General features: G+C 72.8%; 16 protein-coding genes and 2 pseudogenes. 6 read left to right on the top strand and 12 right to left on the bottom strand.

Annotated elements, in window-relative coordinates:
* The first annotated feature begins 11 nt into the window (after window positions 1–11).
* The 4 genes from LRS07_RS16845 to LRS07_RS16865 all read left to right on the top strand — a co-directional run bounded on the left by LRS07_RS16845 (window position 12) and on the right by LRS07_RS16865 (window position 7,200).
* On the top strand, window positions 12–2,162 hold the full coding sequence (locus tag LRS07_RS16845; RefSeq protein ID WP_260499112.1) for a chemotaxis protein CheA: 2,151 nt from the start codon (window positions 12–14) through the stop codon (window positions 2,160–2,162).
* Window positions 2,163–2,190: 28 nt separating this feature from the next.
* Window positions 2,191–4,026, top strand: coding sequence for a methyl-accepting chemotaxis protein (locus LRS07_RS16855; protein WP_312028311.1), 1,836 nt, complete (start codon window positions 2,191–2,193; stop codon window positions 4,024–4,026).
* A 56-nt stretch (window positions 4,027–4,082) separates the two neighbouring features.
* A complete protein-coding gene (locus tag LRS07_RS16860; RefSeq protein ID WP_260499113.1) occupies window positions 4,083–4,637 on the top strand; it encodes a chemotaxis protein CheW in 555 nt (184 codons plus the stop codon).
* Window positions 4,638–4,728: 91 nt separating this feature from the next.
* Complete coding sequence (locus LRS07_RS16865) at window positions 4,729–7,200, top strand: ATP-binding protein (protein ID WP_260499114.1); 2,472 nt, start codon at window positions 4,729–4,731, stop codon at window positions 7,198–7,200.
* A 77-nt stretch (window positions 7,201–7,277) separates the two neighbouring features.
* On the opposite strand, the pseudogene LRS07_RS16870 reads toward LRS07_RS16865, so the two are convergent.
* Window positions 7,278–9,816: pseudogene (locus LRS07_RS16870) on the bottom strand (ABC transporter permease).
* 253 nt (window positions 9,817–10,069) lie between these two features.
* Here LRS07_RS16870 and LRS07_RS16875 point away from each other — a divergent pair.
* Window positions 10,070–10,936 (top strand): DUF4394 domain-containing protein, encoded by an 867-nt coding sequence (locus LRS07_RS16875; RefSeq protein WP_260499115.1) that lies wholly within the window; start codon window positions 10,070–10,072, stop codon window positions 10,934–10,936.
* Here LRS07_RS16875 and LRS07_RS16880 read toward each other — a convergent pair.
* From LRS07_RS16880 to acs, 4 genes and pseudogenes are all read right to left on the bottom strand, one after another.
* Window positions 10,933–12,030 carry a BMP family ABC transporter substrate-binding protein gene (locus LRS07_RS16880; protein WP_260499116.1) on the bottom strand — a complete coding sequence of 366 codons (1,098 nt, stop codon included), beginning with the start codon at window positions 12,028–12,030 and terminating at the stop codon, window positions 10,933–10,935. The genes LRS07_RS16875 and LRS07_RS16880 overlap by 4 nt on opposite strands.
* A 97-nt stretch (window positions 12,031–12,127) precedes the next feature.
* Window positions 12,128–13,162, bottom strand: coding sequence for an MBL fold metallo-hydrolase (locus LRS07_RS16885; RefSeq protein WP_260499117.1), 1,035 nt, complete (start codon window positions 13,160–13,162; stop codon window positions 12,128–12,130).
* 7 nt (window positions 13,163–13,169) lie between these two features.
* The gene (locus LRS07_RS16890) at window positions 13,170–13,826 is read right to left on the bottom strand and encodes a peroxiredoxin (protein ID WP_260499118.1); all 657 of its coding nucleotides are present in this window, start codon (window positions 13,824–13,826) and stop codon (window positions 13,170–13,172) included.
* A 111-nt stretch (window positions 13,827–13,937) separates the two neighbouring features.
* Window positions 13,938–15,846, bottom strand: a pseudogene (gene acs, locus LRS07_RS16895) (acetate--CoA ligase); the annotation flags it as partial.
* Window positions 15,847–16,199: 353 nt separating this feature from the next.
* On the opposite strand from acs, the gene LRS07_RS16900 reads away from it, so the two are divergent.
* A complete protein-coding gene (locus tag LRS07_RS16900) occupies window positions 16,200–16,748 on the top strand; it encodes a YqhA family protein (protein ID WP_260502145.1) in 549 nt (182 codons plus the stop codon).
* Between the two features lie 29 nt (window positions 16,749–16,777).
* Here LRS07_RS16900 and LRS07_RS16905 read toward each other — a convergent pair whose 3' ends face one another.
* From LRS07_RS16905 to LRS07_RS16935, 7 genes are all read right to left on the bottom strand, one after another.
* Window positions 16,778–18,808 (bottom strand): Ig-like domain-containing protein, encoded by a 2,031-nt coding sequence (locus LRS07_RS16905; protein ID WP_260499119.1) that lies wholly within the window; start codon window positions 18,806–18,808, stop codon window positions 16,778–16,780.
* Between the two features lie 106 nt (window positions 18,809–18,914).
* Window positions 18,915–19,268, bottom strand: a complete 354-nt coding sequence (locus LRS07_RS16910; protein WP_260499120.1) for a Na+/H+ antiporter subunit G — start codon at window positions 19,266–19,268, stop codon at window positions 18,915–18,917.
* Window positions 19,265–19,534, bottom strand: coding sequence for a K+/H+ antiporter subunit F (locus tag LRS07_RS16915; protein WP_260499121.1), 270 nt, complete (start codon window positions 19,532–19,534; stop codon window positions 19,265–19,267). Before LRS07_RS16915 ends, LRS07_RS16910 begins: the two co-directional genes overlap by 4 nt.
* The gene (locus tag LRS07_RS16920) at window positions 19,531–20,067 is read right to left on the bottom strand and encodes a Na+/H+ antiporter subunit E (RefSeq protein ID WP_260499122.1); all 537 of its coding nucleotides are present in this window, start codon (window positions 20,065–20,067) and stop codon (window positions 19,531–19,533) included. Before LRS07_RS16920 ends, LRS07_RS16915 begins: the two co-directional genes overlap by 4 nt.
* Complete coding sequence (locus LRS07_RS16925) at window positions 20,064–21,647, bottom strand: monovalent cation/H+ antiporter subunit D (protein ID WP_260499123.1); 1,584 nt, start codon at window positions 21,645–21,647, stop codon at window positions 20,064–20,066. The genes LRS07_RS16920 and LRS07_RS16925 overlap by 4 nt, the downstream gene beginning before the upstream one ends.
* Window positions 21,644–22,027, bottom strand: coding sequence for a Na+/H+ antiporter subunit C (locus LRS07_RS16930; RefSeq protein WP_409450650.1), 384 nt, complete (start codon window positions 22,025–22,027; stop codon window positions 21,644–21,646). Before LRS07_RS16930 ends, LRS07_RS16925 begins: the two co-directional genes overlap by 4 nt.
* Before the next feature lie 5 nt (window positions 22,028–22,032).
* Window positions 22,033–24,879: a monovalent cation/H+ antiporter subunit A gene (locus LRS07_RS16935; protein ID WP_260499125.1), complete on the bottom strand. Its 2,847-nt coding sequence runs from the start codon at window positions 24,877–24,879 to the stop codon at window positions 22,033–22,035.
* Window positions 24,880–24,897 lie beyond the last annotated feature (18 nt).

The following is a 24,897-nucleotide window of genomic DNA, read 5'->3' on the forward strand; positions in this document are numbered from 1 at the left end:
AGCGAGGACACATGGCCGAGACCACATCCGAAGCCGGCGGCAATGCCGGCTTCGACCTGAGCCAGTTCTACCAGGTCTTCTTCGAGGAGGCCGGTGAGAACCTGGACAACATGGAGCGTCAGCTGCTCGAGCTGGACATCACGTCCGCCGACGACGAGGAGCTGAACGCGATCTTCCGTTGTGCGCACTCCATCAAGGGCGGCGCCGCCACCTTCGGCTTCGCCGACGTGGCCGAGCTGACGCACCAGATGGAGACGCTGCTGGACAAGCTGCGCCGCCACGAACTGGACCCGACCACCGAGATGGTCGACGTGCTGCTGCAGTCGGGCGACGCGCTGAAGGCGCTGCTCGCCCGCCACCAGGGCCACACCACCGAGGTGTTCGACTCGGCCGCGCTGGTCAGCAGCATCCGCGCGCTGGCCAACGGCCAGCCCCGCCCGGCCGTGGCCGCGCCCGCCCCGGTGGCGGCACCGGCACCGGCACCCGCGGCCGTCGCCGCACCGGCCGCGGCCGTGCCGCTGACGACCGGCGTGCGCGAGCTGGAGATCACCGTCGGCCCGCTGGACAAGCCGGAACTGGCCGACAACCTGGTCGAGCTGTTCAAGGAAATCACCGACCTGGGCACCATCGAGCCGCTGGACGGCGGCCGCGACGCCGACGGCCTGCGCCGCTTCAAGATCGTCACCGCGTCGGCCGACGCCGACCTGCTCGACCTGTTCACGTTCCACGTCGAGCGCGACAAGGTGCGGCTGTCGCCCTTCCACACCGGCTACGGCTTCCACGACGGTGCGCCGGGCGCGCCGGAACCCGAGGTCAAGCCGGAACCCGGCTACGGCTTCTTCGACGACGCGCCGGGCGCGCCGGTGGAGGCCACCACGGCCGCCGCCGCCCACGCCGCGCCGACCCCGGCCGCCGGCGCAGCGGCCGCGGCACCGGCACCCGTCGCGGCGGCCGCCGGCGCGCGCCCGGCCAAGGCCGAGGCCAAGTCCGCCGCCCCCGAGGCCAGCACGCTGCGCGTGTCGGTGGAGAAGGTGGACCAGCTGATCAACCTGGTCGGCGAGCTCGTCATCACCCAGGCCATGCTGGCGCAGAACAGCAAGGGCGTGGACGCCGCGCTGTACCAGCAGCTGAGCGCCGGCCTGGGCGACCTGGAGCGCAACACCCGCGACCTGCAGGAAGCGGTGATGTCGATCCGCATGATTCCGATGTCGGTGGTGTTCAGCCGCTTCCCCCGCATGCTGCGCGACCTCGCCAGCAAGCTGGGCAAGAAGGTCGAGATGGTCACCGTCGGCGAAGCCACCGAGCTGGACAAGGGCCTGGTCGAGAAGATCACCGACCCGCTGACCCACCTGGTGCGCAACAGCTGCGACCACGGCATCGAGTCGCCGGCCGACCGGCTGGCCAAGGGCAAGCCCGAGCAGGGCACGATCACGCTGGTCGCCTCGCACCAGGGCGGCAGCATCGTCATCGAGGTGCGCGACGACGGCCGTGGCCTGAACCGCGACAAGCTGATCAAGAAGGCCCGCGAGAAGGGCATCGACGCGCCGGACAGCATGACCGACGCCGAGGTGTGGAACCTGATCTTCGCGCCCGGCTTCTCCACCGCCGACCAGGTGACCGACGTGTCGGGCCGCGGCGTCGGCATGGACGTGGTGAAGAAGAACATCACCTCGCTCGGCGGCACGGTGGAGATCGACTCCGCCGAGGGCTACGGCATGAGCGTCAAGGTGCGACTGCCGCTGACGCTGGCCATCATGGACGGCATGAGCGTGGGCGTCGGCGAGGAGTGCTACATCCTGCCGCTGGCCTCGGTGGTCGAGTCCTTCCAGGTCCAGCCGGGCATGGTCAAGACCATCGGCAACTCCGGCCGGGTGGTCCAGGTGCGCGACGAGTACATGCCGGTGATCGACCTGGAGCGTGTCTTCAACGTGCCGCGCTTCGACTTCGAGCACGTCAGCAACATCATGGTCGTGGTCGAGGCCGAGGGCGGACGTGTCGCCCTGCTGGTCGACGAACTGCTCGGCCAGCAGCAGGTCGTGGTGAAGAACCTGGAGGCGAACTACCGCAAGGTGGACGACGTCTCCGGCGCCACCATCATGGGCGACGGCCGGGTGGCCCTCATCCTCGACATCGGTTCCCTGGTGCGCCGTTCGCGCCATTGACACATCCATTGAGACACGGGGAGACAACATGACGCTCATCAACCTCTTTCGACGCTTCACCATCCAGCTGCGCATGCTGGGCGCCATCGGCATGGTGGTCGTGTTCCTCGGTGCCCTCGGCGCGGCCGGCCTGATCGGCATGCAGCGCATCCAGGGCGCCGGCTCGGTCTTCATCGAGGGGCCGTTCAAGGAATCGGTGTCCCTGGCCAACATCTACCGCCACATGGGCGACGCCCGCCGTGCGGAGAAGTCCATCGTCATCGCCTTCGAGAACGAGAAGGAAGTGACGCGCTGGAAGAAGTCGTGGGCCGACTCGATGGACCAGGTGGCCGTCGAGCTCAAGACGCTGAAGGAGGGCGTGCGCAGCGCCGAGACCGGCGAGGTGCTGGACAAGCTGGTGACCCAGCTCACCGTCTACCGCACGACCTTCGAGAAGACCTTCGCCAACTTCGAGAACTACGACACCCCGACGGCGATCAACCGCGTGACCATGCCGGCGCAGCAGCGCGCCCAGGAGTCGCAGGAGACGATCGCCGCGCTGCAGGAGCGGCTGAAGGCCGACGCCGACGCCGCGCAGGGGCAGATCCAGGCCCTGGCCAAGCAGACCCTGCTGGTCTTCGCCGCCGTGCTGGGCGTCGCCCTGCTGCTGGTGGTCTCGCTGACGCTGGTCAACAGCCTGTCCATCGTGCGGCCGGTGCGTGAGGCGCAGCGGGTGGCCGAGCGCATCGCCACCGGCGACCTGAGCGGCGACATCGAGGTGCACGGCCAGGACGAGACCGCCCGCCTGCTGAAGGCGCTGGCCGGCATGCAGCTGGCCCTGGGCAGCACGGTCAGCCAGGTGCGGCAGAGCGCCGACAGCATCTCGGTGGCCAGCAGCGAGGTGGCCTCCGGCGCGCAGGACCTGAGCCAGCGCACCGAGGAGACGGCCTCCAACCTGCAGCAGACCGCCAGCTCGATCCAGCAGCTCACCGGCACCGTGCAGCAGACGGCCGACTCGGCCCGCACCGCCAACCAGCTCGCCAGCTCCGCCTCGGCGGTGGCCTCGCGCGGCGGCCAGGTGGTCTCGCAGGTGGTCTCGACCATGGACGAGATCCACACCAGCTCGAAGAAGATCGCCGACATCATCGGCGTCATCGACGGCATCGCCTTCCAGACCAACATCCTGGCGCTGAACGCCGCCGTCGAAGCGGCCCGCGCCGGCGAGCAGGGCCGCGGCTTCGCGGTGGTGGCCGGCGAGGTGCGCAGCCTGGCGCAGCGCAGCGCCGAAGCCGCCCGCGAGATCAAGGCGCTCATCGGCAGCTCGGTCGACCGGGTGGAGACGGGTGCCCGCCTGGTGCAGGACGCCGGCTCCACGATGACCGAGATCGTTCAGGCCGTGCAGCGGGTGTCGGACATCATCGCCGAGATCAGCGCGGCCACCGGCGAGCAGTCGGGCGGCATCGCGCAGGTCAACGGCGCGGTGGGCGTGCTCGACCAGGTGACGCAGCAGAACGCCGCGCTGGTGGAGGAATCGGCCGCCGCGGCGGAGAGCCTGAAGGACAACGCCCGCCGCCTGACCGAACTGATGTCCAGCTTCCGCCTGGCCGACGGCGCCGCATCGCGGCCCGCCACGCCGGCCCCGGCCGTCGCGCCGACCGCCCATGCCACGCTGGCCCGTGCCACGCTGGAGCGGGCGGCGAAGGAGTCCCAGGCCGCCCCGGCGCGCCCGGTTGCCACGCCGACGCCGGCCACCCCGGCCACGCCCGCCCCTGCCGCCCGTGCGGTGGCGCCCAAGCCCGCCGTGCCCACGGTGAGCGACGTCGTCGCCAAGGCGCCCGCGGCGACCGCCAAGGCGCCGGCCGACGACGACTGGGAAACCTTCTGATCCACCGTCTTGCGACCGAGACGACACACCGCCGAACCAACCGAAGAGAGCCGACCATGGACATGATCACCGACGCACCGGTCACCCGCCCCGAAACGCTGCGCGCGAGCAGCCCCGCCGCAACGCACGGCGCCACCGGCGCGGCCGGTGCCCAGGCCGGTGAGTACCTCACCTTCCGCCTGGGCGAGGAGGAGTACGGCATCGACATCCTGCGTGTGCAGGAGATCCGCTCCTACGAGCAGCCGACCCGCATCGCCAACGCGCCCGAGTTCATCAAGGGCGTGGTCAACCTGCGCGGCGTGATCGTCCCCATCGTCGACCTGCGCATCAAGCTGGGCTGCCCCACCGCCGAGTACAACGCCTTCACCGTGGTGATCGTGCTCAACGTCAAGGGCCGCGTCATCGGCACGGTGGTCGATTCGGTGTCCGACGTGCTGGAGCTGGCGCGCGACCACATCAAGCCGGCGCCCGAACTGAGCTCGAGCTCGGTGGACACCTCCTTCATCACCGGCATCGGCAGCATCAAGACCGACAACGCCGAGCGCATGCTCATCCTGATGGACATCGAGTCCCTCATGAGCAGCGCCGAGATGGGACTGATCGACGGCTGAGCCGGCCCGATCGCGGGCCCGCGGGCGCCAAGGGCGCCCGTATCATCGCCCGCTCCGCCTGCTGCGGCCCGCCTCGTGCGGGCCGATCGCCTTGCCCGGCCCGTCCCTGCGCGACCGTCATCGCCACGCCCTGCGTCCACTGCCCGGACGCGCCATCGCCATCGCACTGGCGGGCGTCGTGCTGGCCATGGGCTGCCGTGCGCTGCTGAACCCCTGGCTGGGCGACGCCGTTCCCTTCGTGCTGGCCTTCGTGGCGCTGGTCGTGGTGCAGGCGCTGGCCGGCGGGCGCGCGGCCGTCGTGCTGGTGCTCGGCTGCGTGCTGTGGTCGCAGGCGCTGCCGGTGCCGCGGGCCACGGCGCTGCATGCGCTGGTCTTCGGCGCCGGCGCCCTGCTCTTCGTCGCCTTCCTGGCCCGAGTGCTCGCACTGCGCGAGCGGCTGCCCGAAGAGGCCGCGATGCCCGACACCGACGGCGCCCGTTCCCTGCAGTCGCTGCGGTGGCTGATGGGCGCGATGCTGGTGCTGCCCGCGGCCTTCTTCGGCAGCGTCGCCTGGTACGCGCACCACAAGGCGCTGGACGATGCCCTCGGCCGGCTGGTGGCGACGGCCAGCACCGCGCAGGAACACGCCGCCCGGGTGGTGGAAACCAACCGGCTGATCGCCCAGCAGGTGACCATCAGCCTCGGCGAGCTGGACGACGACGCCGTGCGTGCCGACGAGGCGGCCTGGCACCAGCGGCTGCGTCGCCTGTCGGAGGGTCTGCGCCAGGTGCAGTCGGTGTGGGTGTGGAACGCCGAGGGGCGAGCCCTGCTGGGCAGCCTGTTCCTGCCGGCGCCGGCGGACCTGCGGGTCGAGGACCGGGACTACTTCACCGCCTGCCGCGACGGGTCGCCGGACTGGTTCTATTCCGAACCGCTCACCAGCCGGCGCACCGGCGACCACGTCTTCAACATCACCCGCTGCCGGCGCTCGGCGGACGGCCGGTTCCTCGGCGCCGTCAGCGTGTCGCTGCGGCCGGACCACTTCCTCGAGTTCTACCGGCCGCTGCTGCAGGCCGAGCCCGGGCTGCGCCTGCGGCTGCTGCGTGACGACGGCCGCGTGCTGGTCGACAGCGCCGACGCAGGCACGCGGCCGGAGTCCGCCGGCCTGCCGGCGGCCTTGACCGAACTGGCCGCCGGCCCGCGGCTCGTCACCCGCTGGCGCGAGCCCGACGCCGGCGTGGTGGCGACGGTGCTGCAGCGGGTGCCCGACACGCCCCTGGTGCTGGCGGCCAGCCTGCCGCGGGCGGCCGCGCTGGCGCCGTGGCAGCGGCAGTTGGCGGTGCTGGCGCTGGCCATCGTGCCCGGCGCCCTGGCCACCGCCTACGTCGCCCTCGTCGCCATGCGGCGCACCCGGCGCGAGCTGGCCGCGGTGGCCCGGCTGCGCCAGGAGTCGGAACAGCGCGGCCGGGCCGAGCAGGCGCTGCGCCAGGCGCAGAAGCTGGAGGCGCTGGGCCAGCTCACCGGCGGTGTGGCGCACGACTTCAACAACCTGCTGATGGTGATCCACACCAACGCCTACCTGCTTGGCCGCCGCGACCCGACGCTGGCCGACAGCCGCGCCCTGCAGGCGCTGCAGCGTGCGGTGGTGTCCGGCACGCAGCTGACCCGGCAGCTGCTGGCCTTCGCCAAGCGCCAGCCGCTGCAGCCGCAGGTGCTGCGCCTGCAGGACAGCCTGCCGGCGCTGGCCGATCTGCTGAAGACCTCGGTCGGCGGCCGGGTGCAGCTGGACATCGCCGTCGACCCGGCCACGCCCCCGGTGCACGTCGACGCCGCCGAGCTCGAGCTGGCGCTGCTCAACCTGGCCATCAACGCGCGCGACGCCATGCCCTCGGGCGGCCGGCTGTCGGTCTCCGCCGCGCCGCGCGTCGGCGCCGACGGCCGGCCCCACGCCGCGGTGGAGGTGCGCGACAGCGGCAGCGGCATCCCGGCCGAGCTGCGCGACAAGGTCTTCGAGCCCTTCTTCAGCACCAAGCCGGCCGGCCACGGCACCGGCCTGGGCCTGAGCCAGGTCTGGGGCTTCTGCGAGCAGGCGGGCGGGCGGGTGCTGCTCGATTCGGAGCCCGGCCGCGGCACCACGGTCTGCCTGCTGCTGCCGGCCGCCGCGGCGGCCGATCCGGCACCGCCGAACACGCCGGCCGGTGCCCGGCCGGCCCTGCCCCACCGGGTGCTGATGGCCGAGGACAACGAGGACGTGGCCCAGGCGACCGTGCAGCTGCTGCAGTCGCTGGGCTGCGAGGTGCGCCGGGTGGCCAGCGCCGACGAAGGTTTGGCGCTGCTGGAACAGGCGCCCGAGGCCCGGCCCGACCTGCTGCTGAGCGACGTGGTGATGCCGGGCCGGCTCAACGGCGTCGGCCTGGCGCGCGAGGTGCGGACCCGCCACCCCGGCCTGCCGGTGCTGCTGATGACCGGCTACACCCAGGAGCTGCAGGCCGCGGTGCGCGAAGGGTTCGCGGTGCTGCCGAAGCCCTTCGACGCCGAGACGCTGACACGGGCCCTGGGCGAGGCGCTGGCGCGCCAAAGCTGAGCCCACCACAAGGCACTTTGGGGCGGCTGGCGACCCCCTCGGGGGGCGTCGGCACCCCGGCGCCCCGGGGCCGTCACTCACTCGGCTTCGCGCAGGGTCTGCACCACCGGCCGCGCCAGCACGCCGCGCAGGCCCCACCAGCCGGCGGCCAGCGCCAGCAGCGCGCCCGCCGCCGCCCCGGCCAGCGGCACCCAGGGCGACGGCGCCCAGGGGAAGTCGAACGCGCGGCGGGCCAGCGCCCAGCCGACGACGCTGGCCGCCACCGCGGCCAGCGTGCCCGCCAGCAGGCCGGTGCCCAGCAGCTCGGCGCCCTGCACCCGGCGCAGCAGCGCGGCGCTGGCGCCGAGCGCGCGCATCACCGCGTACTCGCGCGAGCGCGCCTCGCGCGTCGCGCCCAGCGCGGCGAACAGCACCACCAGCCCGGCGGCCAGCGTGAAGACAAACAGGAACTCCACCGCCCGCACCACCTGGTCGAGCACCGACTGCACCTGCGCGATGGACGCCGAGACGTCGACCACCGTCAGGTTGGGGAAGTCGCGCCCGAGCCGCCGGTCCAGCGCCGCCGCATCGGCCGGCGAGCGGTAGGCGGAGATGTAGGTCAGCGGCAGCTCCGCCATCTGCGAGCGCGGGAAGAGCACGAAGAAGTTGACCCGCATCGAACCCCACTCCACCCGCCGCAGGCTGGTGATGCGCCCCTCCACCGGCTGCCCGGCGATGTCGAAGCGCAGGCGGTCGCCAAGCGACAGCCCCAGCGTCTTGGCCAGGCCCTCCTCCACGCTCAGCGCGTCGGGCTCGTCCGGCACCCAGCGGCCGGCGGCCAGCTGGTTGTGCGACGGCGGCCGGGCGGCGTGGCTGAGGTTGAACTCGCGGTCGACGAGGCGGCGCGCGCGGTCCTCGGCATAACCGTCGGCGCTGACGGCGCGGCCGTTCACCGCCACCAGCCGGCCGCGGATCATCGGGTACCAGTCGTCGCCCTTCACGCCGGCGTCGGCCAGCGCCGCGCGGTAGGCGGCCGCCTGGTCGGGCTGGATGTTGATGACGAAGCGGTCGGGTGCGTCGGGCGGCGTGGTCTGGCGCCAGCTGCGGACGAGGTCGGTGCGCAGCAGCACCAGCAGCACCAGCGCCAGCAGGCCCACCGCCAGCGCCGAGACCTGCAGCACCGCGAAGGCCGGCCGCGCCGCCACCTGGCGGGTGGCCAGCACCAGCCAGCGCGGCGCGCCGCGCTCCGGCACCAGGCGCCGCAGCAGCAGCACCGCGCCCCAGGCCAGCAGCGCGAAGGCCACCAGCGCCCCCGCGAAGCCGCCGACCGCGATCAGGCCCAACCAGAGGTCGGCCGAGCTGGCCAGCAGCAGCGCCGAGAAGCCAGCCAGTCCGGCGGCCAGCACGCCCACCGATGCCGGCCGCGGCGTGCCGACGTCGCGCCGCAGCACCCGCAGCGCCGGCACCCGGGCCAGCTGCAGCACCGGCGCCAGGCCGAAGCCGAACAGCAGTGCCAGCCCGACACCCAGGCCGAACAGCGCCGGCCGCGGCCCCGCCGGCGGCAGCGCCACCGACACCAGCGAGCCGAGCAGCGCGATGAAGACATGGTGCAGCGCCCAGCCGGCGGCCACGCCCAGCGCGCTGCCGACCAGGCCGACGGCGCCGAACTCCAGCGCGTAGGCGCGGGCGATGGTGCGCTGGGGCGCGCCGAGCACGCGCAGCATGGCGCAGCCGTCGAGGTGGCGCAGCGCGAAGTCGCGCGAGGCCACCGCCACCGCCACCGCCGCCAGCAGCGCCGCCAGCAGCGCCACCAGGTCGAGGAACTTGCGGGCGCGGTCCAGCGTCTGGCGCATCTCGGGCCGGCCGCTGTCCAGCGACTCCACCCGCACCCCGCGCAGCGGCCGCTGTTCGATCTCGCGCTCGACCGCGGCGACGAAGGCCGCCACCCGCGCCGGCCCGTCGGCCTGGCCCTCGGCCGCCGCCACCGCCAGCCGCCAGGCGATGCGGCTGGCCGGCTGCACCAGGCCGGTGGCGTCGAGGTCCGCCCGGTGCAGCATCACCCGCGGCGCGAAGCTGAGGAAACCGGCCCCGCGGTCGGGCTCCAGCGCGATGACCTCGGCGATGCGCAGGGCGGCGTCGCCGAGCAGCAGGGTGTCGCCCCGCGCCAGACCCAGGGCGTCGAGCACGCCGGCATCGACCCACACGGTGCCCGGCCGCGGCCCCTGCGCGACGCTGCGTCGCGGCTCGCCACCGCCGGCGTCCAGCGTCAGCCGGCCGCGCAGCGGGTAGCCGTCCTCCACCGCCTTGACCGACACCAACCGGGTGGCGCCGCCGCGGTCGTCCGGCGCGCGCGCCATGCTGGGGAACACCGCGCTGGCCGACTGACGCAGGCCCTGGCGCTGCGCCGCCTCGCGCACCGACGGCGGCGGGGGGCTGGTCGCTGGCCACCAGGGCGTCGCCGCCGAGCAGCTGCGCCGCGTCGCGCACCAGGCCCGACTGCAGCCGGTCGGCGAAGAAACCGACCGCGGTGAGCGCCGCCACCGCCAGCACCACCGCCACCAGCAGCAGCCGCAGCTCGCCGGCCGCCAGGTCGCGCCGGCCCTGGCGCCAGGCCAGCGCGAGGGCGGAGGACGGCAGGCGCGGTGGCGCGGGCGGCACGGCAGCCACGGGCGAAAGGGGCGGAAGGGGCGGATCGGTGGGCATGGCCCGACGGTACACGCCGGCGCACGGCCCGGTGCGCCGGTCGCCTACTTACGCCTGGATACCGTCATGGGCCCGACACTTGCCGACGGCTCCTGCATCGTCCCTCGAGTCGCGTGTGCCGCCCGTCATCCCGTGCGGGCACACTTCCCTCCGTCACCGAACCACAGGTCACCACCGCCTTCAGCCCATGCGCCCTGCCCGCCCGACCCTCCCCTCGACCGTCCGCGCCACGACCTCGGCCGGCCGCCGCCGCTGGCTGGCCGGCGGCACCGCGCTGGCGCTGACCACGCTGGCCGGCTGCGCCACCCGCGGCCTGGACACCGGCGGCTACAGCGGCCCGGCCTACGAAGGCCCGCCGCGCCGGGAGACGGCCCATGCGCTGACCGAGACCGGCGAACTGCTGCACCTGTTCGCCGCCCGGCCGACCTACCCGGACCTGCGGCTGCAGCTCACCGGCGCGGTGGGCGGCGAACCGCTGCTGGCGCTGGCCCGGCATTCGGCGCGCCGACAGCTCGTCGTGCTCGGCCGCAGCGGGCGGGTCTACGCGGTCAACGCCGACACCGGCGCGCTGACGGCGCTGAACCGGCCACTGCCCGCGCCGTTGACCGGCCAGCGCTTCGCCATGGACGTCGACCCCGCCGACGGACAACTGCGGGTGTTCGGCGACGACGGCGCCTGGCGCGGCGCACCGGATGGCGTGCTGCAGCCCGACGCCGGCGCGGTGCGGCTGGACAGCCTCGCGTCCGCCCGCGCCGCCGACGGCCGCGCGGTGCAACGCTACGGCATCGCCACCACCGGTGGCCAGCTGCTGCGGCTGGAGCTGGGGCCGCAGGGCCTGCAGGCCGCGCCGGTGGGCAGCCTGGGCCTGCCGCCGCTGGCCCGCGCCAGCCTGGGCGTGGCCGACGGCGCCGACCAGGGCCTGCTGATGCTGCAGCTGGCCAGCGAGCCGTTGATCAACCGCCTGGCCCTGGTCGACCTGGCCAGCGGCCGGGCCCGCCTGCTCGGCCTGCTGCCGGCACCGCCGCAGGTGCTGTCGCTCGTCGCCGAACGCTAGCGCCCGGGGCGGCCGGGCGACGGGGCGACGACGCCCTGCACCAGCCAGTCCATGCGCGCGATCTGCGCATCGTCCAGCGCGCCGCCGGCCAGCCGCTCGCGGCCCTGCTGGTCGTGCAGCCGGCCGGAGAAGGGCTTCAGCCGGCCGTCGAGGAGGTCGCGTTCCCGCTGTCGCAGGCCGTCGACGACGTCCCTGGGCAGCGACGGCGACAGCGCCTCCACCCTGACCAGCCCGTCCTTCAGGCCGCCCCAGACCGGGGTCGGCGTCCACCTGCCGTCCAGCACCCGCTTCGCCACCCCGGTGTAGTGGGCGCCCCAGTGGTGGGTCACGGCGGCCACCTGCGCGGTGGGTGCGAAGGCCCGCATGTCGCTCTGGTAGGCGATGACCTTGACGCCGAGCGCCTCGGCCGCCTGCGGCACGGCCGGCGATCCGCTGTGGTTGGTCAGCACGTCGGCGCCCTGGCGCACCAGCGTCATCGCCGCCTCGCGCTCTCGCGACGGGTCGAACCAGGTGTTCAGCCAGATCACCTTGACCGTCGCCTGCGGGTTGGCCGCGCGCATGCCCAGGGTGAAGGCGTTGATGCCCTGGATCACCTCCGGCACCGGAAACCCGGCGACATAGCCCGCAGTGCCGCTGGCGCTGGTCCGGCCGGCGAGCCAGCCGGCCAGCCAGCGCGCCTCGTAGTAGCGGGCGTTGTAGGTGTTGAGGTTGGCCGCGGTCTTGTGGCCGCCCGCGTGTTCGATCACCACCTCCGGGTGGTCGGCCGCGACGCGCAGCGCCGGCTCCAGGTAGCCGAAGCTGGTGGCGAAGATGAGCCGGTGCCCGTCGCGCGCCAGTTCGCGCATCACCCGTTCGGCGTCCGGCCCCTCGGCAACGCCTTCGACGCGGGTGGTCTGCACCTGAGCGCCCAGCGCCTGCTGCAACGCCAGGCGACCCTGCTCGTGCTGGTAGCTCCAGCCGGCCTGGCCCACCGGGCTGACGTAGACGAAGCCGACCTTGAGCGGCGGCGGCACGGGAGGTCGGGGGGTGACGGTCTGGGCCGGCAGGGTCAACGGCAGCGCGAACGCGAGCGCGCCGATGAGGTTTTTGAGCATGGTTGTCCTCGACATGGCCACATGAAGAACGCCCCGGCGCGGTGGCACGCGGTCGGGGCGCGGGGGTCGCTCGCCGTCCGGCGAGAGGGGCGCGATTCTAGGGCCTGCTCACCAGCGGATGGCCCGCCTCGCGCCAGGCCTTGAGGCCGCCGTCCAGCGCCACGGCGCGGACGAAGCCCATGTCGCGCAGCGTCGCCGCCGCCAAGGTCGAGATGCGGCCGAACTCGCAGCAGGCGAGGATCCGCCGCGTGGGATCCGGCAGCACCTCGTTGACGCGCAGTTCCAACTGCCCGCGCGGCAGGTGCACCGCCCCGGCGACATGGCCGGCGTCGTAGGCGTCGCGCTCGCGCACGTCCAGCACCACCAGGTCCGAATCGCCCCGGTCGACGCGCGAGCGCAGTTCGGCCAGCGACATGAAGGGCACCCGCGCCGCGGCCTCCGCCAGCAGCTGGCTCACCGTGCGGCCGCCATGCAGGTTGGTGCGCAGCGCCTCGGTGATGTGGGTGGGCAGGCTGAGGTTGAGGCCGTTCATCATCGCGACGAACGCCTCGCGGTCGCGCACCTGCAGTCGCGGGTTGTGCGCGATCTCGTCGGCCAGCGTGGAATGGCTGCGGCCCTTGTAGTCGTGCGCCGGGTAGACCTTCAGCGCCGGGTCGAGCCGCAGCAGGCGCTCGAACAGGCTGTGGTGCAGCGCGGCCGCATCGCCGCTGGGCAGGTCGGTGCGGCCGGTGCCGCCGATGAGCAGCGTGTCGCCGGTGAAGACGCGGTCCTCGACCACCAGGCACATCGAGTCGGCGGTGTGGCCCGGCGTGTGCAGCACCTGCAGGCGCAGGCGGCCCACCGCCAGCATCTCGCCGTCGTCGACCTTCAGGCCCACGCCGGGCGCCGGGCTGGCGCGGTGCATGACCACCGGCACGCCGAGCTGCGCGGCCAGCGCCCGCGTCGCCGAGAAGTGGTCGGCGTGGGTGTGGGTGTCGATCAGCCAGCGGATGCGCAGGCCGTGGTGGCCGGCCAGCGCCAGGTAGCGGTCGACCTGGCTGGCCTCGGGGTCGATGAGCGCGGCCGCGCAGCTGTCTGCACAGCCGACCAGGTAGGACTGGCAGCCGCCGGTGGCGACCTGCTCGAAGATCACGCGCCGCTCACTTCGGCTGCGGCGTGGTGCGCAGGTACGGCTTGATGGTCTTGTAGCCGGGGAAGGTCTTCTCGGCCTCTTCGTTGGACACCGCGGCGGTGATGATCACGTCGTCGCCAGGCTGCCAGTTGGCCGGCGTGGCCACCTTGTGCTTGGCCGTCAGCTGCATCGAGTCCAGCACGCGCAGGATCTCGTCGAAGTTGCGGCCGGTGGTCATCGGGTAGGTGAGCTGCAGCTTGATGCGCTTGTCCGGACCGATGACGAACACCGAGCGCACGGTGGCGTTGTTCGCCGGCGTGCGGCCTTCCGACGTGCCGGGCTCGTCGGCCGGCAGCATGTTGTAGAGCTTGGCCACCTTCAGCTCGGGGTCGCCGATCATCGGGTAGTTCGGGCGGTGGCCCTGCGTCTCCTCGATGTCCACCACCCACCTGGCGTGGCTGTCCACCGGGTCCACCGACAGGCCGATGATCTTGGTGCCGCGCTGGGCGAACTGCTGCTCCAGCCCGGCCATGGTGCCGAGCTCGGTGGTGCACACCGGGGTGAAGTCCTTCGGGTGCGAGAACAGCACCGCCCACTGGTCGCCGATCCAGTCGTGGAAGCGGATCGGCCCCTGCGTGGTGTCGGCGGTGAAGTCGGGCGCGATGTCGTTGATGCGGAGGGACATGGGCGGCTCCTGCGGTGGAGAGGCCGCCGATTATTCGGCGGCCCTCCGCCGCTGAGAAGCCCCACCGACGCTCGCCCGGCGCACATGCTCATGCGCCGGACGATCAAGGGCTCAGTGCGCCTGCCCCAGTTGCTCCAGGATCGCCGGGTTCTCCAGCGTCGAGGTGTCCTGCGTGATGGCCTCGCCCTTGGCGATGGAGCGCAGCAGCCGCCGCATGATCTTGCCGCTGCGGGTCTTGGGCAGGTTGTCGCCGAAGCGGATGTCCTTCGGCTTGGCGATGGGACCGATCTCCTTGCCCACCCAGTCCGCGCAGCTGCTTGGCGATCTGCTTGGCCTCGTCGCCGCTGGGGCGAGCGCGCTTGAGCACCACGAAGGCGCAGATGGCCTCGCCGGTGGTGTCGTCCGGCCGGCCGACCACCGCGGCTTCCGCCACCAGGTCGGTGCAGCTCACCAGCGCCGACTCGATTTCCATCGTGCCCATGCGGTGGCCGCTGACGTTGAGCACGTCGTCGATGCGGCCGGTGATGGTGAAGTAGCCGGTCTTGGCGTCGCGGATGGCGCCGTCGCCGGCCAGGTAGTAGCCCTTGAGCTCCGGCGGGTAGTAGCTCTTCTTGAAGCGCTCGGGGTCGCCCCAGATGGTGCGGATCATCGACGGCCACGGCTTCTTGACCACCAGGATGCCGCCCTGGCCGTTGGGCACGTCGGTGCCGGTCTCGTCGACCACCGCCGCCGCGATGCCGGGGAACGGCAGCGTGCAGGAGCCGGGCACCAGGTCGGTGGCGCCGGGCAGCGGCGTGATCATGTGGCCGCCGGTCTCGGTCTGCCAGAAGGTGTCGACGATGGGGCAGCGGCCGCCGCCGACGTGCCGGTGGTACCACTCCCAGGCGGCGGGGTTGATCGGCTCGCCCACCGACCCCAGGATGCGCAGGCTGGACAGGTCGTAGCGCTTGGGGTGCACCGCCTCGTTGGCCTCGGCCGCCTTGATCAGCGAGCGGATCGCGGTGGGCGCGGTGTAGAACACCGTCACCTTGTGCCGCTCGATCATCTGCCAGAAGCGCCCGGCGTCGGGGTAGGTGGGCACGCCCTCGAACACCACCTCGGTCATGCCGAGCGCCAGCGGGCCGTAGGTGATGTAGGTGTGGCCGGTGACCCAGCCGATGTCGGCGGTGCACCAGAAGGTGTCGCCGTCGTGCAGGTCGAAGGTCCACTTCGTGGTCAGCGCCGCGTGCAGCAGGTAGCCGCCGCTGGAATGCTGCACGCCCTTCGGCTTGCCGGTGGAGCCGGAGGTGTAGAGCAGGAACAGCGGGTGCTCGGCGCCCACCCATTCGGGCTCGCAGGTGGCGGGCTGGTTCGCCGTCACCTCGTGCAGCCAGACGTCGCGCGGCGCCTGGAACGCCACCTTGTCGCTGCCGGTGCGGCGGTAGACGACGACGCGGCGGATGGTCTCGCAGCCGGGCATGGCCAGCGCCTCGTCGACGATGGCCTTCAGCGGCAGGCTCTTGCCCCCGCGCACCTGCTCGTCGGCGGTGAGCACCATCACCGCGCCGGCGTCCTGGATGCGGTCGCGCAGGGACTGCGCCGAGAAGCCGCCGAAGACCACCGAGTGCGTCGCGCCGATGCGCGCGCAGGCCTGCATGGCCACCACGCCCTCGATGGACATCGGCATGTAGATGACCACCCGGTCGCCCTTGGCCACGCCTTCGGCCTTCAGCGCGTTGGCGAGCTTGCAGGTGCGGGCCAGCAGGTCGGCGTAGGTGGCGGTGGTCACCGTGCCGTCGTCGGCCTCGAAGCGGATGGCCACCTTGTCGCCCAGGCCGCGCTCGACGTTGCGGTCCAGGCAGTTGTAGGAGACGTTCAGCGTGCCGTCCTCGAACCACTTGAAGAACGGCGCCTCGCGGTCGTTCAGCACCTGGGTGAACGGCGTCTTCCAGGCGATGAACTCGCGCGCCAGCCGCGCCCAGTAGGCGGGGTGGTCGGCCTCGGCCTCGGCGACCAGCCGGTCGTAGGCCGCGCGCCCGGCGACATGGGCGCCGGCCTGCAGCACCGGGGGCGGCGGGTAGACGGGGCTGGACGCGGCGGACGGTGCGCTCACGGACTCGGACATGACGGTCTCCTCTTGGGGCCGGTGGACGGCTTTGGGCGCAATGTGGTGCGAAGGCCTGACGAAGGCCTTACTGCCACGCCCGCGCCCGGCGACGGCGACCTGCCGAGGTTAAGCCAAGGCGCTCGACGGCGGCAACCTGCTCGCCACCGACCCCCGCGGGCGCTCGTCCCGGAAACCGTCACCGGCACTGCCTAGAATCGCCGCCCGTGAAACCCAACGATCCCCACGCCCCGTCCGCACGGCTGCGGCCGCTGCCCAACCTCATCTTCATGAGCCGCTGGCTGCAGCTGCCGCTGTACCTCGGCCTCATCCTGGCGCAGGTGGTCTACGTCTTCCACTTCTGGGTGGAACTGGTGCACCTCATCGAGGCCGCGTTCGGCGACACGGTGGCGCTGAACAAGCTGGTCACCAGCATCGGCTACAAGACCGACGTGCCGCTGACCTCGCTGAACGAGACGGTGATCATGCTGGTGGTGCTGGCGCTGATCGACGTGGTGATGATCAGCAACCTGCTCATCATGGTGATCGTCGGCGGCTACGAGACCTTCGTCTCGCGCATGCGGCTGGAGGGCCACCCGGACCAGCCTGAATGGCTGAACCACGTCAACGCCTCGGTGCTGAAGGTCAAGCTGGGCACCGCCATCATCGGCATCAGCTCCATCCACCTGCTGAAGACCTTCATCAACGCCGGCAACTACACCGAGAAGGTGCTGCTGTGGCAGACCGTCATCCACGTGGCCTTCCTGCTGTCGGCGCTGGCCATCGCCATGGCCGACCGGCTGATGCACAACCCGGCGGGGCCGCACAAGGGGGCGTGAAGCGGCAGCCACCGGGGGTGCGCCCCCGCTCACGGCAGCCGGTACGTCGCGTAATGCACGTCGAACTGCCGCCCGCGGCTGTCGGTGCTCAGCAGCCGCACGCCGGTGCCGAAGGTGCTGGACGCGAACCCCGGCCCACCGTTGGCGCAGTGGGCGTCGGCATTGGAGGCCGGTACACAGTTGACGCTGGTCGAGCGCGCGGTGCTGGCCACGGCGGCGCTGTCGTTGAAGGAGGCGTTGGGCTGGCCTGACTGGGTGCGAACGCCGAACAGCGTGACGTCGGTGGGCGCCAGCGCACCGGTCGGCATCTCCCAGGTCAGCGGTCCGAAGGGTGTGGTGCCGGCCAGCGGCACCGTGCCCTGGGCATTGGCCGAGGAGGCCAGGCCGGCCAGCGTGGCGGCATTGAACCGCGCCAACGGCTGGGCCTTGAATTCGGCGATGGTCATCGCCCGGCTGCGGGAGGTGTAGCGCTGCACCGCGGCCACCTGCGACGGGTCGCTGGCCAGGTAGTAGGTGTAGGTCCACACCGCCTGCGCCGGGATGGCGGCGATCTGCTCCTCGGTGAAGGCCGGGGCGGCGAAGACCAGGTTGTTGCCGTCCTTGTCGGCCGGGTTGCCGGTGGTCGCCGCGCTCTCGTACGCGGCCCTCAGGCGGACGACGTTGGTGACCACCGTCGATCCGTTCTTGACCAGTCCGAGGAAGCCGCTGCCGGCATTGGGCCTGAGCGTGAAGGTGGCGCCGTTGGGTGCGGTCACCACCACCCGGTCGAAGATCGGCACCCCGCTGGCGGTGCGGTTGGTCACCGACATGCTGTAGCCGGTGGAGAAGTAGTTGAACGCCGACTGGTCCAGCGTGGCGAAGCGGCGCACCTGGTGAAAGGCCGTGATGCTGCCGGGATAGACGTACTGGTTGCCGATCAGCTTGAACTGGCCGCCCTGCTCCCGCACCACGGCGGTCTCGAACGCCTCGGCGCCGCCCGGCACGCGCCACTTGTAGGCGACGACGATGTCCTTCTCGGCGTTGTTGCGGGTGAACTCGTAGCTGCCCTGGCTGAACAGCGCGCCGGTCGCGCCCTCGACGAACAGACCGCCCCACGCCTGGCCCGCACCGACCACCCCGCCATTGGACCGGTAGGTGGCCGGGTCGTCGTTGACGAACAGCGTGCGGCAAGCCGGTGCAACGACGTCGGCCGCCATCGTGCCGTTGCCGACCCGGGTCGCCTTCGGCAGCGCGTAGCAGGCGGTGAGACGCGTCAGCAGCGCCTGGATCTTGGCGTTCGTGCCTTCGGCCACCAGCGCGCTGGCGGCGATGGGCGCCGCCAGCACGGCCTGGTTGTCGGCCTTGATGGCGTCGATCGGCTGCGTGCTGGAGAAGCGGATGACCGGCGGCTGGTCGGTGCCCTGCACCTTCAGGCCGATCTCGATGTTGGCCTCCGTCGCCCCCGCCGGCGTGATGGTGACCAGCAGCGAGTCCAGCAGCCGGTCGTAGCCGGTGCCATCGGTCCTGAAGTCGCCGCTGAGCGGGTCCACGGCGGCGGTGGCCGTGGCGTCGAGCAGCGGCTTGATCAGGGCCTGCACCTCGGCCACCTTCGACTGCAGCGTGGTGCCGTTGACGGTCGCGGTGCCGGCCTTGATCTCGCCCGCCAGCTGTGCCGGATTGCCCGAGGGGCTGAGCCGGGCCGCGATCAGCGTGGTCACCGGCGTCACGTTCAGCGTCGCCGGGCCGCTTAGCCGGTCGAGCACGCTGACCAGCGTGTCGGTCTCGCCGCTGTCGGCGCTGCGGGTGGCCAGCACCACCAGCGGGACCTTCGCGTCGGCGGGCACGGTGACCTGCCAGCGGCCATCGGTGCCGACCGTGGCGCTGCCCAGCACCGCGGCATCGGCGTCCAGCACCTGCACCGTGGCCCCGGTGAAGGCGGCGCCGGTGGCGGCGGTGCCGCTGACGAGGACGGTGGTCGCCGCCGCGGCCGGTGGCGCGTCGCCACCGCCGCCGCAGGCGACGAGCGCGGCCGCGGCGACCGCGGCCAGCGACAGCGACAAGGGATGGACGGCACGGCGCATGGAGGTCTCCTCAGGGTGGGTTGGAGACCAGTGTGGGCAGCCCGCCGTCGGACCGCATCTGTCAAATGATGGAGGACCGGCGACGCCCGGCCGCGGGTCCGGACGGCTACGGCGGTGGCGGGTCCGGCGGCAGCGGCGCGGTCGAGCGCAGTCGCAGGTGCAGCCCCGCCAGCGCCAGCAGGTTGGCCGACACCGGCGCGGTCAGGAACAGGAACAGCGTGATCAGCAACTCGCGCAGCACCCATTCGCCGTGGCCCCAGTGCCACAGCAAGCTGGCCATCAGCAGCCCGCCCACGCCCAGCGTGCTGGCCTTGGTCGGCGCGTGCAGCCGCATGAAGAAGTCGGGAAAGCGCAGCAGGCCGATGCTGCCGACCAGCGTGAACAGCGTGCCGACGACCAGCAGGCCCGCGATGGCGGCCTGCAGCAGCGGGTGGAGCTCGACCAGCGCGTCCGGGTTCATTCGATCACGTCCCCTCGCGTCAGGAAGCGCGACAGCGCCACCGTGCCGATGAAGCCGAGCAGGGCGATGACCAGCGCGGCCTCGAACAGCAGGTCGCTGCGCCACTTCAGGCCGAGCAGGATGACCAGCGCCACCGCATTGACGTAGAGCGTGTCGAGCGCCAGCACCCGGTCGGTGGGCGCAGGACCGGCCAGCAGGCGCCAGCCGGTGAGCAGCAGCGCCAGCGACACGCCGGCCAGCGCGAAGTTGAGGGCCCAGGCGATCATGGCTCGAAGATCTCCATCAGCGGTGCCTCGTAGCGGCGGCGCATGTCCTGCGCCGCGCCCTCGGGGTCGTCGCAGTCCAACGCGTGGATGAGCAGTTCGCCGCGTGCCTCGTCGATCCGGCAGGACACGGTGCCGGGGGTCATGGTGATGATGCTGGCGAGCAGCGCGACCCCCTGCGGATGGCGCAGCGTCAGCGGCAGGCGCACCCAGTCCGGACGCGGCTGCGCCCGCGGGTCGAGCACCAGCCGGGCGACGGTGAGGTTGGCGACGACGATGTCGTACAGCACCACGGCGACCAGCCGCAGCGCGACGCGGCCGCCGCGCAGCCGCGCGCCGGGGCCGAGGAAGCCGGACAGCAGCCACGGCAACCCGAGTGCGAGCAGCGCGGCCACCAGCAGGTGCGGCAGCGCCAGCGAGCCCTGCAGCAGCAGCCACACGGCGGCGATCAGCACCGACAGCACGGGGTGGGCGCCCCAGCGCCGGCGTGCGGCCGGCGCCGCGACCTGCCGTTCCGGCGGCAGCGGTGCGCTCATCGGGCCGCTCCGCGGTCGCCGACGTAGGGCCGGGTGGACGGGGTCGAGGCGGCCTCGCCGAACACCGCGCGGACATAACCTGCCCGGTCCTCGAGCTGGGCCGCCGCGGCATCGGTGTAGCGCTTGATCGGCTCGGCCGCCAGCGTCATGCCGACCAGCGCCGCACTCAGCAGCAGCACGGCCCCGAGGGGCGCACCGCTGGCGGTGACGGTGCTGCGGCGCTGGCCGGCATCGACCGCCCAGAACAGCACGCTGCCGGCGCGCGACAGGGTCAACAGGCTGAGGAAACCCACCCCCAGCACCACCGTCCACACCCATGGGGCGGCGGCGGCCGGGGTGGCCTGCAGGATCATCACCTTGCCGAGGAAGCCTGGCAGCGGCGGCAGCCCGGCCACCGAGGCCGCCGCCAGCAGCAGCAGCAGGCCGAGCAGCGCCGGCTGGGACACCGCACCGGCGGGCTGCAGCCGGCCGGCGCCGGCGCCACGCTGCAGCGCGATCAGTTCGGCCAGCAGGAACAGCAGCGCGATGACCAGCGTGCTGTGCACGGTGTAGTACAGGCCGGCCGCCAGCGCCTCGGTGCTGAACAGGCCGACGGCGACCAGCGCGGTGCCCACCGACACCACCGTCAGCCAGGCCACCAGCCGCGGCAGCGTGCCGGCCGCCATGGCGCCCAGCACCGCCAGCACGCTGCTGGCCAGCGCCAGCGGCAGCAGCCAGGCCTCGGCCAGGCGCGACGATTCGCCCGCACCGTCGCCGAAGACGCCGAGGTGCACCCGCACGATGGCGTAGACGCCCACCTTGGTCATGATGGCGAACAGCGCCGCCACCGGGGCGCTGGCCGCGGCATAGGTGCCGGGCAGCCACAGGTGCAGCGGCAGCAGCGCCGCCTTGAAACCGAACACCACCAGCAGCAGCAGCGCGCCGGCCTGCAGCATTGCCGCCTCCGCGCCCGTCACCTGGGGCACGCGGCGCATCAGGTCGGCCAGGTTGAGCGTGCCCGTGTGGGCGTACAGCAGCGCCACCCCGATCAGGAACAGCGCCGAGGCCGCCAGGTTCAGCACCACGTACGGCACGCCCCAGCGCAGCCGCTCGCGCCCCTGCCCGTGCACCAGCAGCACGTAGGACGCGATCAGCAGCACCTCGAAGAAGACGAAGAGGTTGAACACGTCGCCGGTGACGAAGGCACCGGCCAGGCCCATCAGCTGCAGGTGGAACAGCGCGTGGAAATGGCGGCCGCGGGTGTCCCATCCGGCGCCGGCGTAGAGCAGCGCCGGCAGCGCCACGCACTGCGTCAGCAACAGCATCAGCGCGGCCAGCCGGTCGACCACCAGCACGATGCCGAAGGGTGCCGGCCAGTCGCCCAGTCGGTAGATGCGCAGTTCGCCGCCGGCCGCCTCGAGGGTCAGCAACCAGGCGAAGCCCAGGCCGAGCAACGCCGAGACCAGCGACAGCGCGCGCGCGCGGCGCATGGCGGCGGCGCCTGCATCGCCCAGGGCCAGCAGCAGGCAGGCGGTGGCCAGCGGCAGCAGCACCGGCAGCACCGCCAGGTGCGGGTCGAGCAGGGCGACGAGCGCGTTCATGGCCGCCCCTCCGCGGGCGTGGCCGCTGCGGTGTGCTCGTCCTCGCCGGCGGCGTCGCCCGGTTCGCGACCGTCCACCTGGTCGGTGCCCGATTCATGGCGGCTGCGCAGCGCCATCTCCAGCACCAGGCCGGTGGTGGCGAAGCCGATGACGATGGCGGTGAGCACCAGGGCCTGGGGCAGCGGGTCGGCGGCAGGCGCGCTGCCATCGAGGATGGGCGGCAGGCCCAGCCACAACCGACCCATGGCGAAGATGAAGACGTTGACGGCGTAGCCCAGCACCGTCAGCCCGATGACGACCGGGAAGCTGCGGCCACGCAGCACCAGGTACACACCGCAGGCCGTGACCCAGCCCAGGCCCGTCGCGAGGAGGAACTCCAGGCTGATCATGCCGGCCTCCCTTCGGCGGACTCCGCCAGCCGGTCCTCGGTCACCGCGCCGAGCACGGAGAACATCATCAGCGTGGCGCCGACGACCACGATGTAGACGCCCAGGTCGAACAGCGCCGCGCTCGCCAGCGGCAGTTCGCCCAGCAGCGGCAGGTGCGGGTGGCCGTGCGCGCTGGTGAGGAAGGGACGGCCGAAGGCGAAGGCGCCGACGCCGGTCAGCGCCGCCAGTCCCAGCCCGCCGGCGATCCAGCGGGTGAAGCGCCGTCCCTGCCCTGCGCGCATCACCGTCTCCACCGTCTGGTGGCCCAGCGCCATGTACTGCAGCACCAGCGCCGCCGCGGTGACGAGCCCGGCGATGAAGCCGCCGCCCGGCAGGTTGTGGCCGCGCCAGAAGATGTACAGCGACACCGCCAGCGCCAGCGGCAGCACCAGCCGGGCGGCCAACCGCAGCAGCAGCGACGGCTGGGCGAAGGACCAGGCACGCCCGTCGGCGTCGTGCCCGGGACGCCGGGCGCGCCAGCCGTCCAGCAGCGCCAGCACGCCGATCGCCGCCACGCCGAGGACCGTGATCTCGCCGAAGGTGTCGTAGCCGCGGAAGTCGACCAGGATGACGTTGACCGCGTTGGTGCCGCCGCCCGCCGGCAGCGACTGCTCCAGGAAGTACCAGGCGATGGAATCGTGGTCGCGGGTCAAGGTCCACCAGGCCAGCAGCGACACGCCGAGGCCGGCCGCGCCGGCGAGCAGCCCGTCGCGCCAACGACGCCCGGCGCTGGATTCGCGGGGACTGGTGGCGGGCAGCAGCGCCAGCGCCATCAGCAGCAGGACGGTGCTGACCACCTCGACGGACAGCTGGGTCAGCGCCAGGTCGGGTGCCGACAGGCCCTCGAACGTCACCGCGGTGACCAGGCCGATCGCGCCGGCCAGCACCACCGCCACCAGGCGGTGATGGTGCAGCAGCACCAGGGCGCCTCCGGCGGCCAGCAGCAGCGCCCACAGCGCCCAGGCCAGCGGAGAGGCCGGCTGCAGCGCCCGCGTGCCGGCCGCGAGCGGCGTCGGCGACTGCCACAGCGGCCACGCCGCCAGCAGCACCGCACTGCCCACCATCAGCGCCAGGTTGCGCTGCTGCGAGCCGGTAGCCAGCGCGCGGGTGATGCGCCGCGCCCCGGCGAACGCACCGTCGACGGCGCGGGTGAACAGCAGCCTGCCGGTGACGCCGCGCGGATGGTGCAGGTGCAGGTTCCAGCGGCGCTGCAGGGCCAGGTACATCGCGACGCCGCCGAGCAGCGCCACCATGCTCATCAGCAGCGGCCAGTTCAGGCCGTGCCAGAGGGCCAGGTGGTAGTCGGGCAGCGGCGTGTCGACGAGCACCGCGCCGGCGGCCACGCGGACCAGCGGCCCGACGGTGGCGGCCGGCAGCATGCCCACCACCAGGCAGGCGACGACGAGCAGGCCCACCGGCAGCTTCATCGGCCAGGGCGGCTCGTGCGGATGGGCGTTGGGCAGGTCGCGCGGCGGGCCGTTGAAGAAGCTGTCGTGCACGAAGCGCAGCGAGTAGGCCACCGCGCACACGCCGGCGAAGGTGGCGAGCACCGGCACCGTCCAGCCCCAGGCGCCGCCGCCGGCGCGCAGCGCCTCGTCGAAGAACATCTCCTTCGACAGGAAGCCGTTGACCAGCGGCACGCCGGCCATGGAGGCCGCGGCGACGATGGCCAGCGTGCCGGTCCAGGGCATGAGGGAGAAGAGACCGCCCAGGCGCCGCATGTCGCGGGTCCCCGTCTCGTGGTCGATGATGCCGGCGGTCATGAACAGCGACGCCTTGAAGGTGGCGTGGTTCAGCAGGTGGAACATCGCCGCCACCGCGGCCAGCGGCGATTGCAAGCCGAGCAGGAACATGATCAGCCCCAGGTGGCTGATGGTCGAATAGGCGAGCAGCCCCTTCAGGTCGTGGCGGAACACCGCCACGTAGGCGGCGAAGGCCAGGGTGACCAGACCGACACCGGCCACCAGCGTGGTGAACAGCTCGCTGCCCGCCAGCACCGGGTGCAGGCGGGCGACCAGGAAGATGCCGGCCTTGACCATGGTCGCCGAGTGCAGGTAGGCCGACACCGGTGTCGGCGCGGCCATGGCCTCGGGCAGCCAGAAGTGGAAGGGCCACTGGGCGCTCTTGGTGAAGCAGCCGAGCAGGATGAGCACCAACGCCACGGGGTAGCGTGGATCGGCCTGCACCTGCTCGCGCCGGGCCAGCACCTCGGCGAGTTCGAAGCTGCCCGCCATGTCGCCCAGCAGCAGCAGGCCGGCCAGCAGCGCCAGCCCGCCGCCACCGGTGACCGCCAGCGCCATGCGCGCGCCGGCGCGCGCATCGGCACGGTGGCTCCAGTAGCCCACCAGCAGGAAGGACGAGATGCTGGTCAGCTCCCAGGCCACCGCCAGCTGCAGCAGGTTGCCCGACAGCGCCACGCCCAGCATGGCCGCCATGAAGAGCATCAGCAGCGCGAAGAAGCGCCCGGGCGGGTCGTCGTCGCCGAGGTACCAGGCGGCGTAGAGCACCACCAGCACGCCCATGCCGGCGATCAGCAGCGCGAACAGCCAGGCCAGGCCGTCCAGCCGCAGCGACAGGTTCAGGCCCGCCGACGGCAGCCAGTCACGCTGCCAGCCGAGCACCTGGCCGTCGAACACCGGACCGGCCAGCGCGAGCAGCCCTGCGCAGCAGGCGAGCGCGGTCAGGCCGGCGACCCAGGCGGCGCGCCGGCGTGCGATGGCACCGCCCGGACGGCCGGCCCACCACGCCAGGACGACGCCGGGCAGCAGCGGCAGGGCGACGAGGTACGGCAGCAGGTCCGTCATGGGCGGGCGGATTCTAGG

The organism is Aquabacterium sp. J223 (assembly GCF_024666615.1).
Lineage (GTDB): Bacteria > Pseudomonadota > Gammaproteobacteria > Burkholderiales > Burkholderiaceae_C > J223.

What these genes read in the sequence shown, in the direction of transcription:
- LRS07_RS16845 (WP_260499112.1), top strand. Translation starts at nt 12, where the DNA reads ATGGCCGAGACCACATCCGAAGCCGGCGGCAATGCCGGCTTCGACCTG.
- LRS07_RS16855 (WP_312028311.1), top strand. Translation starts at nt 2,191, where the DNA reads ATGACGCTCATCAACCTCTTTCGACGCTTCACCATCCAGCTGCGCATG.
- LRS07_RS16860 (WP_260499113.1), top strand. Translation starts at nt 4,083, where the DNA reads ATGGACATGATCACCGACGCACCGGTCACCCGCCCCGAAACGCTGCGC.
- LRS07_RS16875 (WP_260499115.1), top strand. Translation starts at nt 10,070, where the DNA reads ATGCGCCCTGCCCGCCCGACCCTCCCCTCGACCGTCCGCGCCACGACC.
- LRS07_RS16880 (WP_260499116.1), bottom strand. Translation starts at nt 12,030, where the DNA reads ATGCTCAAAAACCTCATCGGCGCGCTCGCGTTCGCGCTGCCGTTGACC.
- LRS07_RS16890 (WP_260499118.1), bottom strand. Translation starts at nt 13,826, where the DNA reads ATGTCCCTCCGCATCAACGACATCGCGCCCGACTTCACCGCCGACACC.
- LRS07_RS16900 (WP_260502145.1), top strand. Translation starts at nt 16,200, where the DNA reads ATGAGCCGCTGGCTGCAGCTGCCGCTGTACCTCGGCCTCATCCTGGCG.
- LRS07_RS16905 (WP_260499119.1), bottom strand. Translation starts at nt 18,808, where the DNA reads ATGCGCCGTGCCGTCCATCCCTTGTCGCTGTCGCTGGCCGCGGTCGCC.
- LRS07_RS16910 (WP_260499120.1), bottom strand. Translation starts at nt 19,268, where the DNA reads ATGAACCCGGACGCGCTGGTCGAGCTCCACCCGCTGCTGCAGGCCGCC.
- LRS07_RS16915 (WP_260499121.1), bottom strand. Translation starts at nt 19,534, where the DNA reads ATGATCGCCTGGGCCCTCAACTTCGCGCTGGCCGGCGTGTCGCTGGCG.
- LRS07_RS16920 (WP_260499122.1), bottom strand. Translation starts at nt 20,067, where the DNA reads ATGAGCGCACCGCTGCCGCCGGAACGGCAGGTCGCGGCGCCGGCCGCA.
- LRS07_RS16925 (WP_260499123.1), bottom strand. Translation starts at nt 21,647, where the DNA reads ATGAACGCGCTCGTCGCCCTGCTCGACCCGCACCTGGCGGTGCTGCCG.
- LRS07_RS16935 (WP_260499125.1), bottom strand. Translation starts at nt 24,879, where the DNA reads ATGACGGACCTGCTGCCGTACCTCGTCGCCCTGCCGCTGCTGCCCGGC.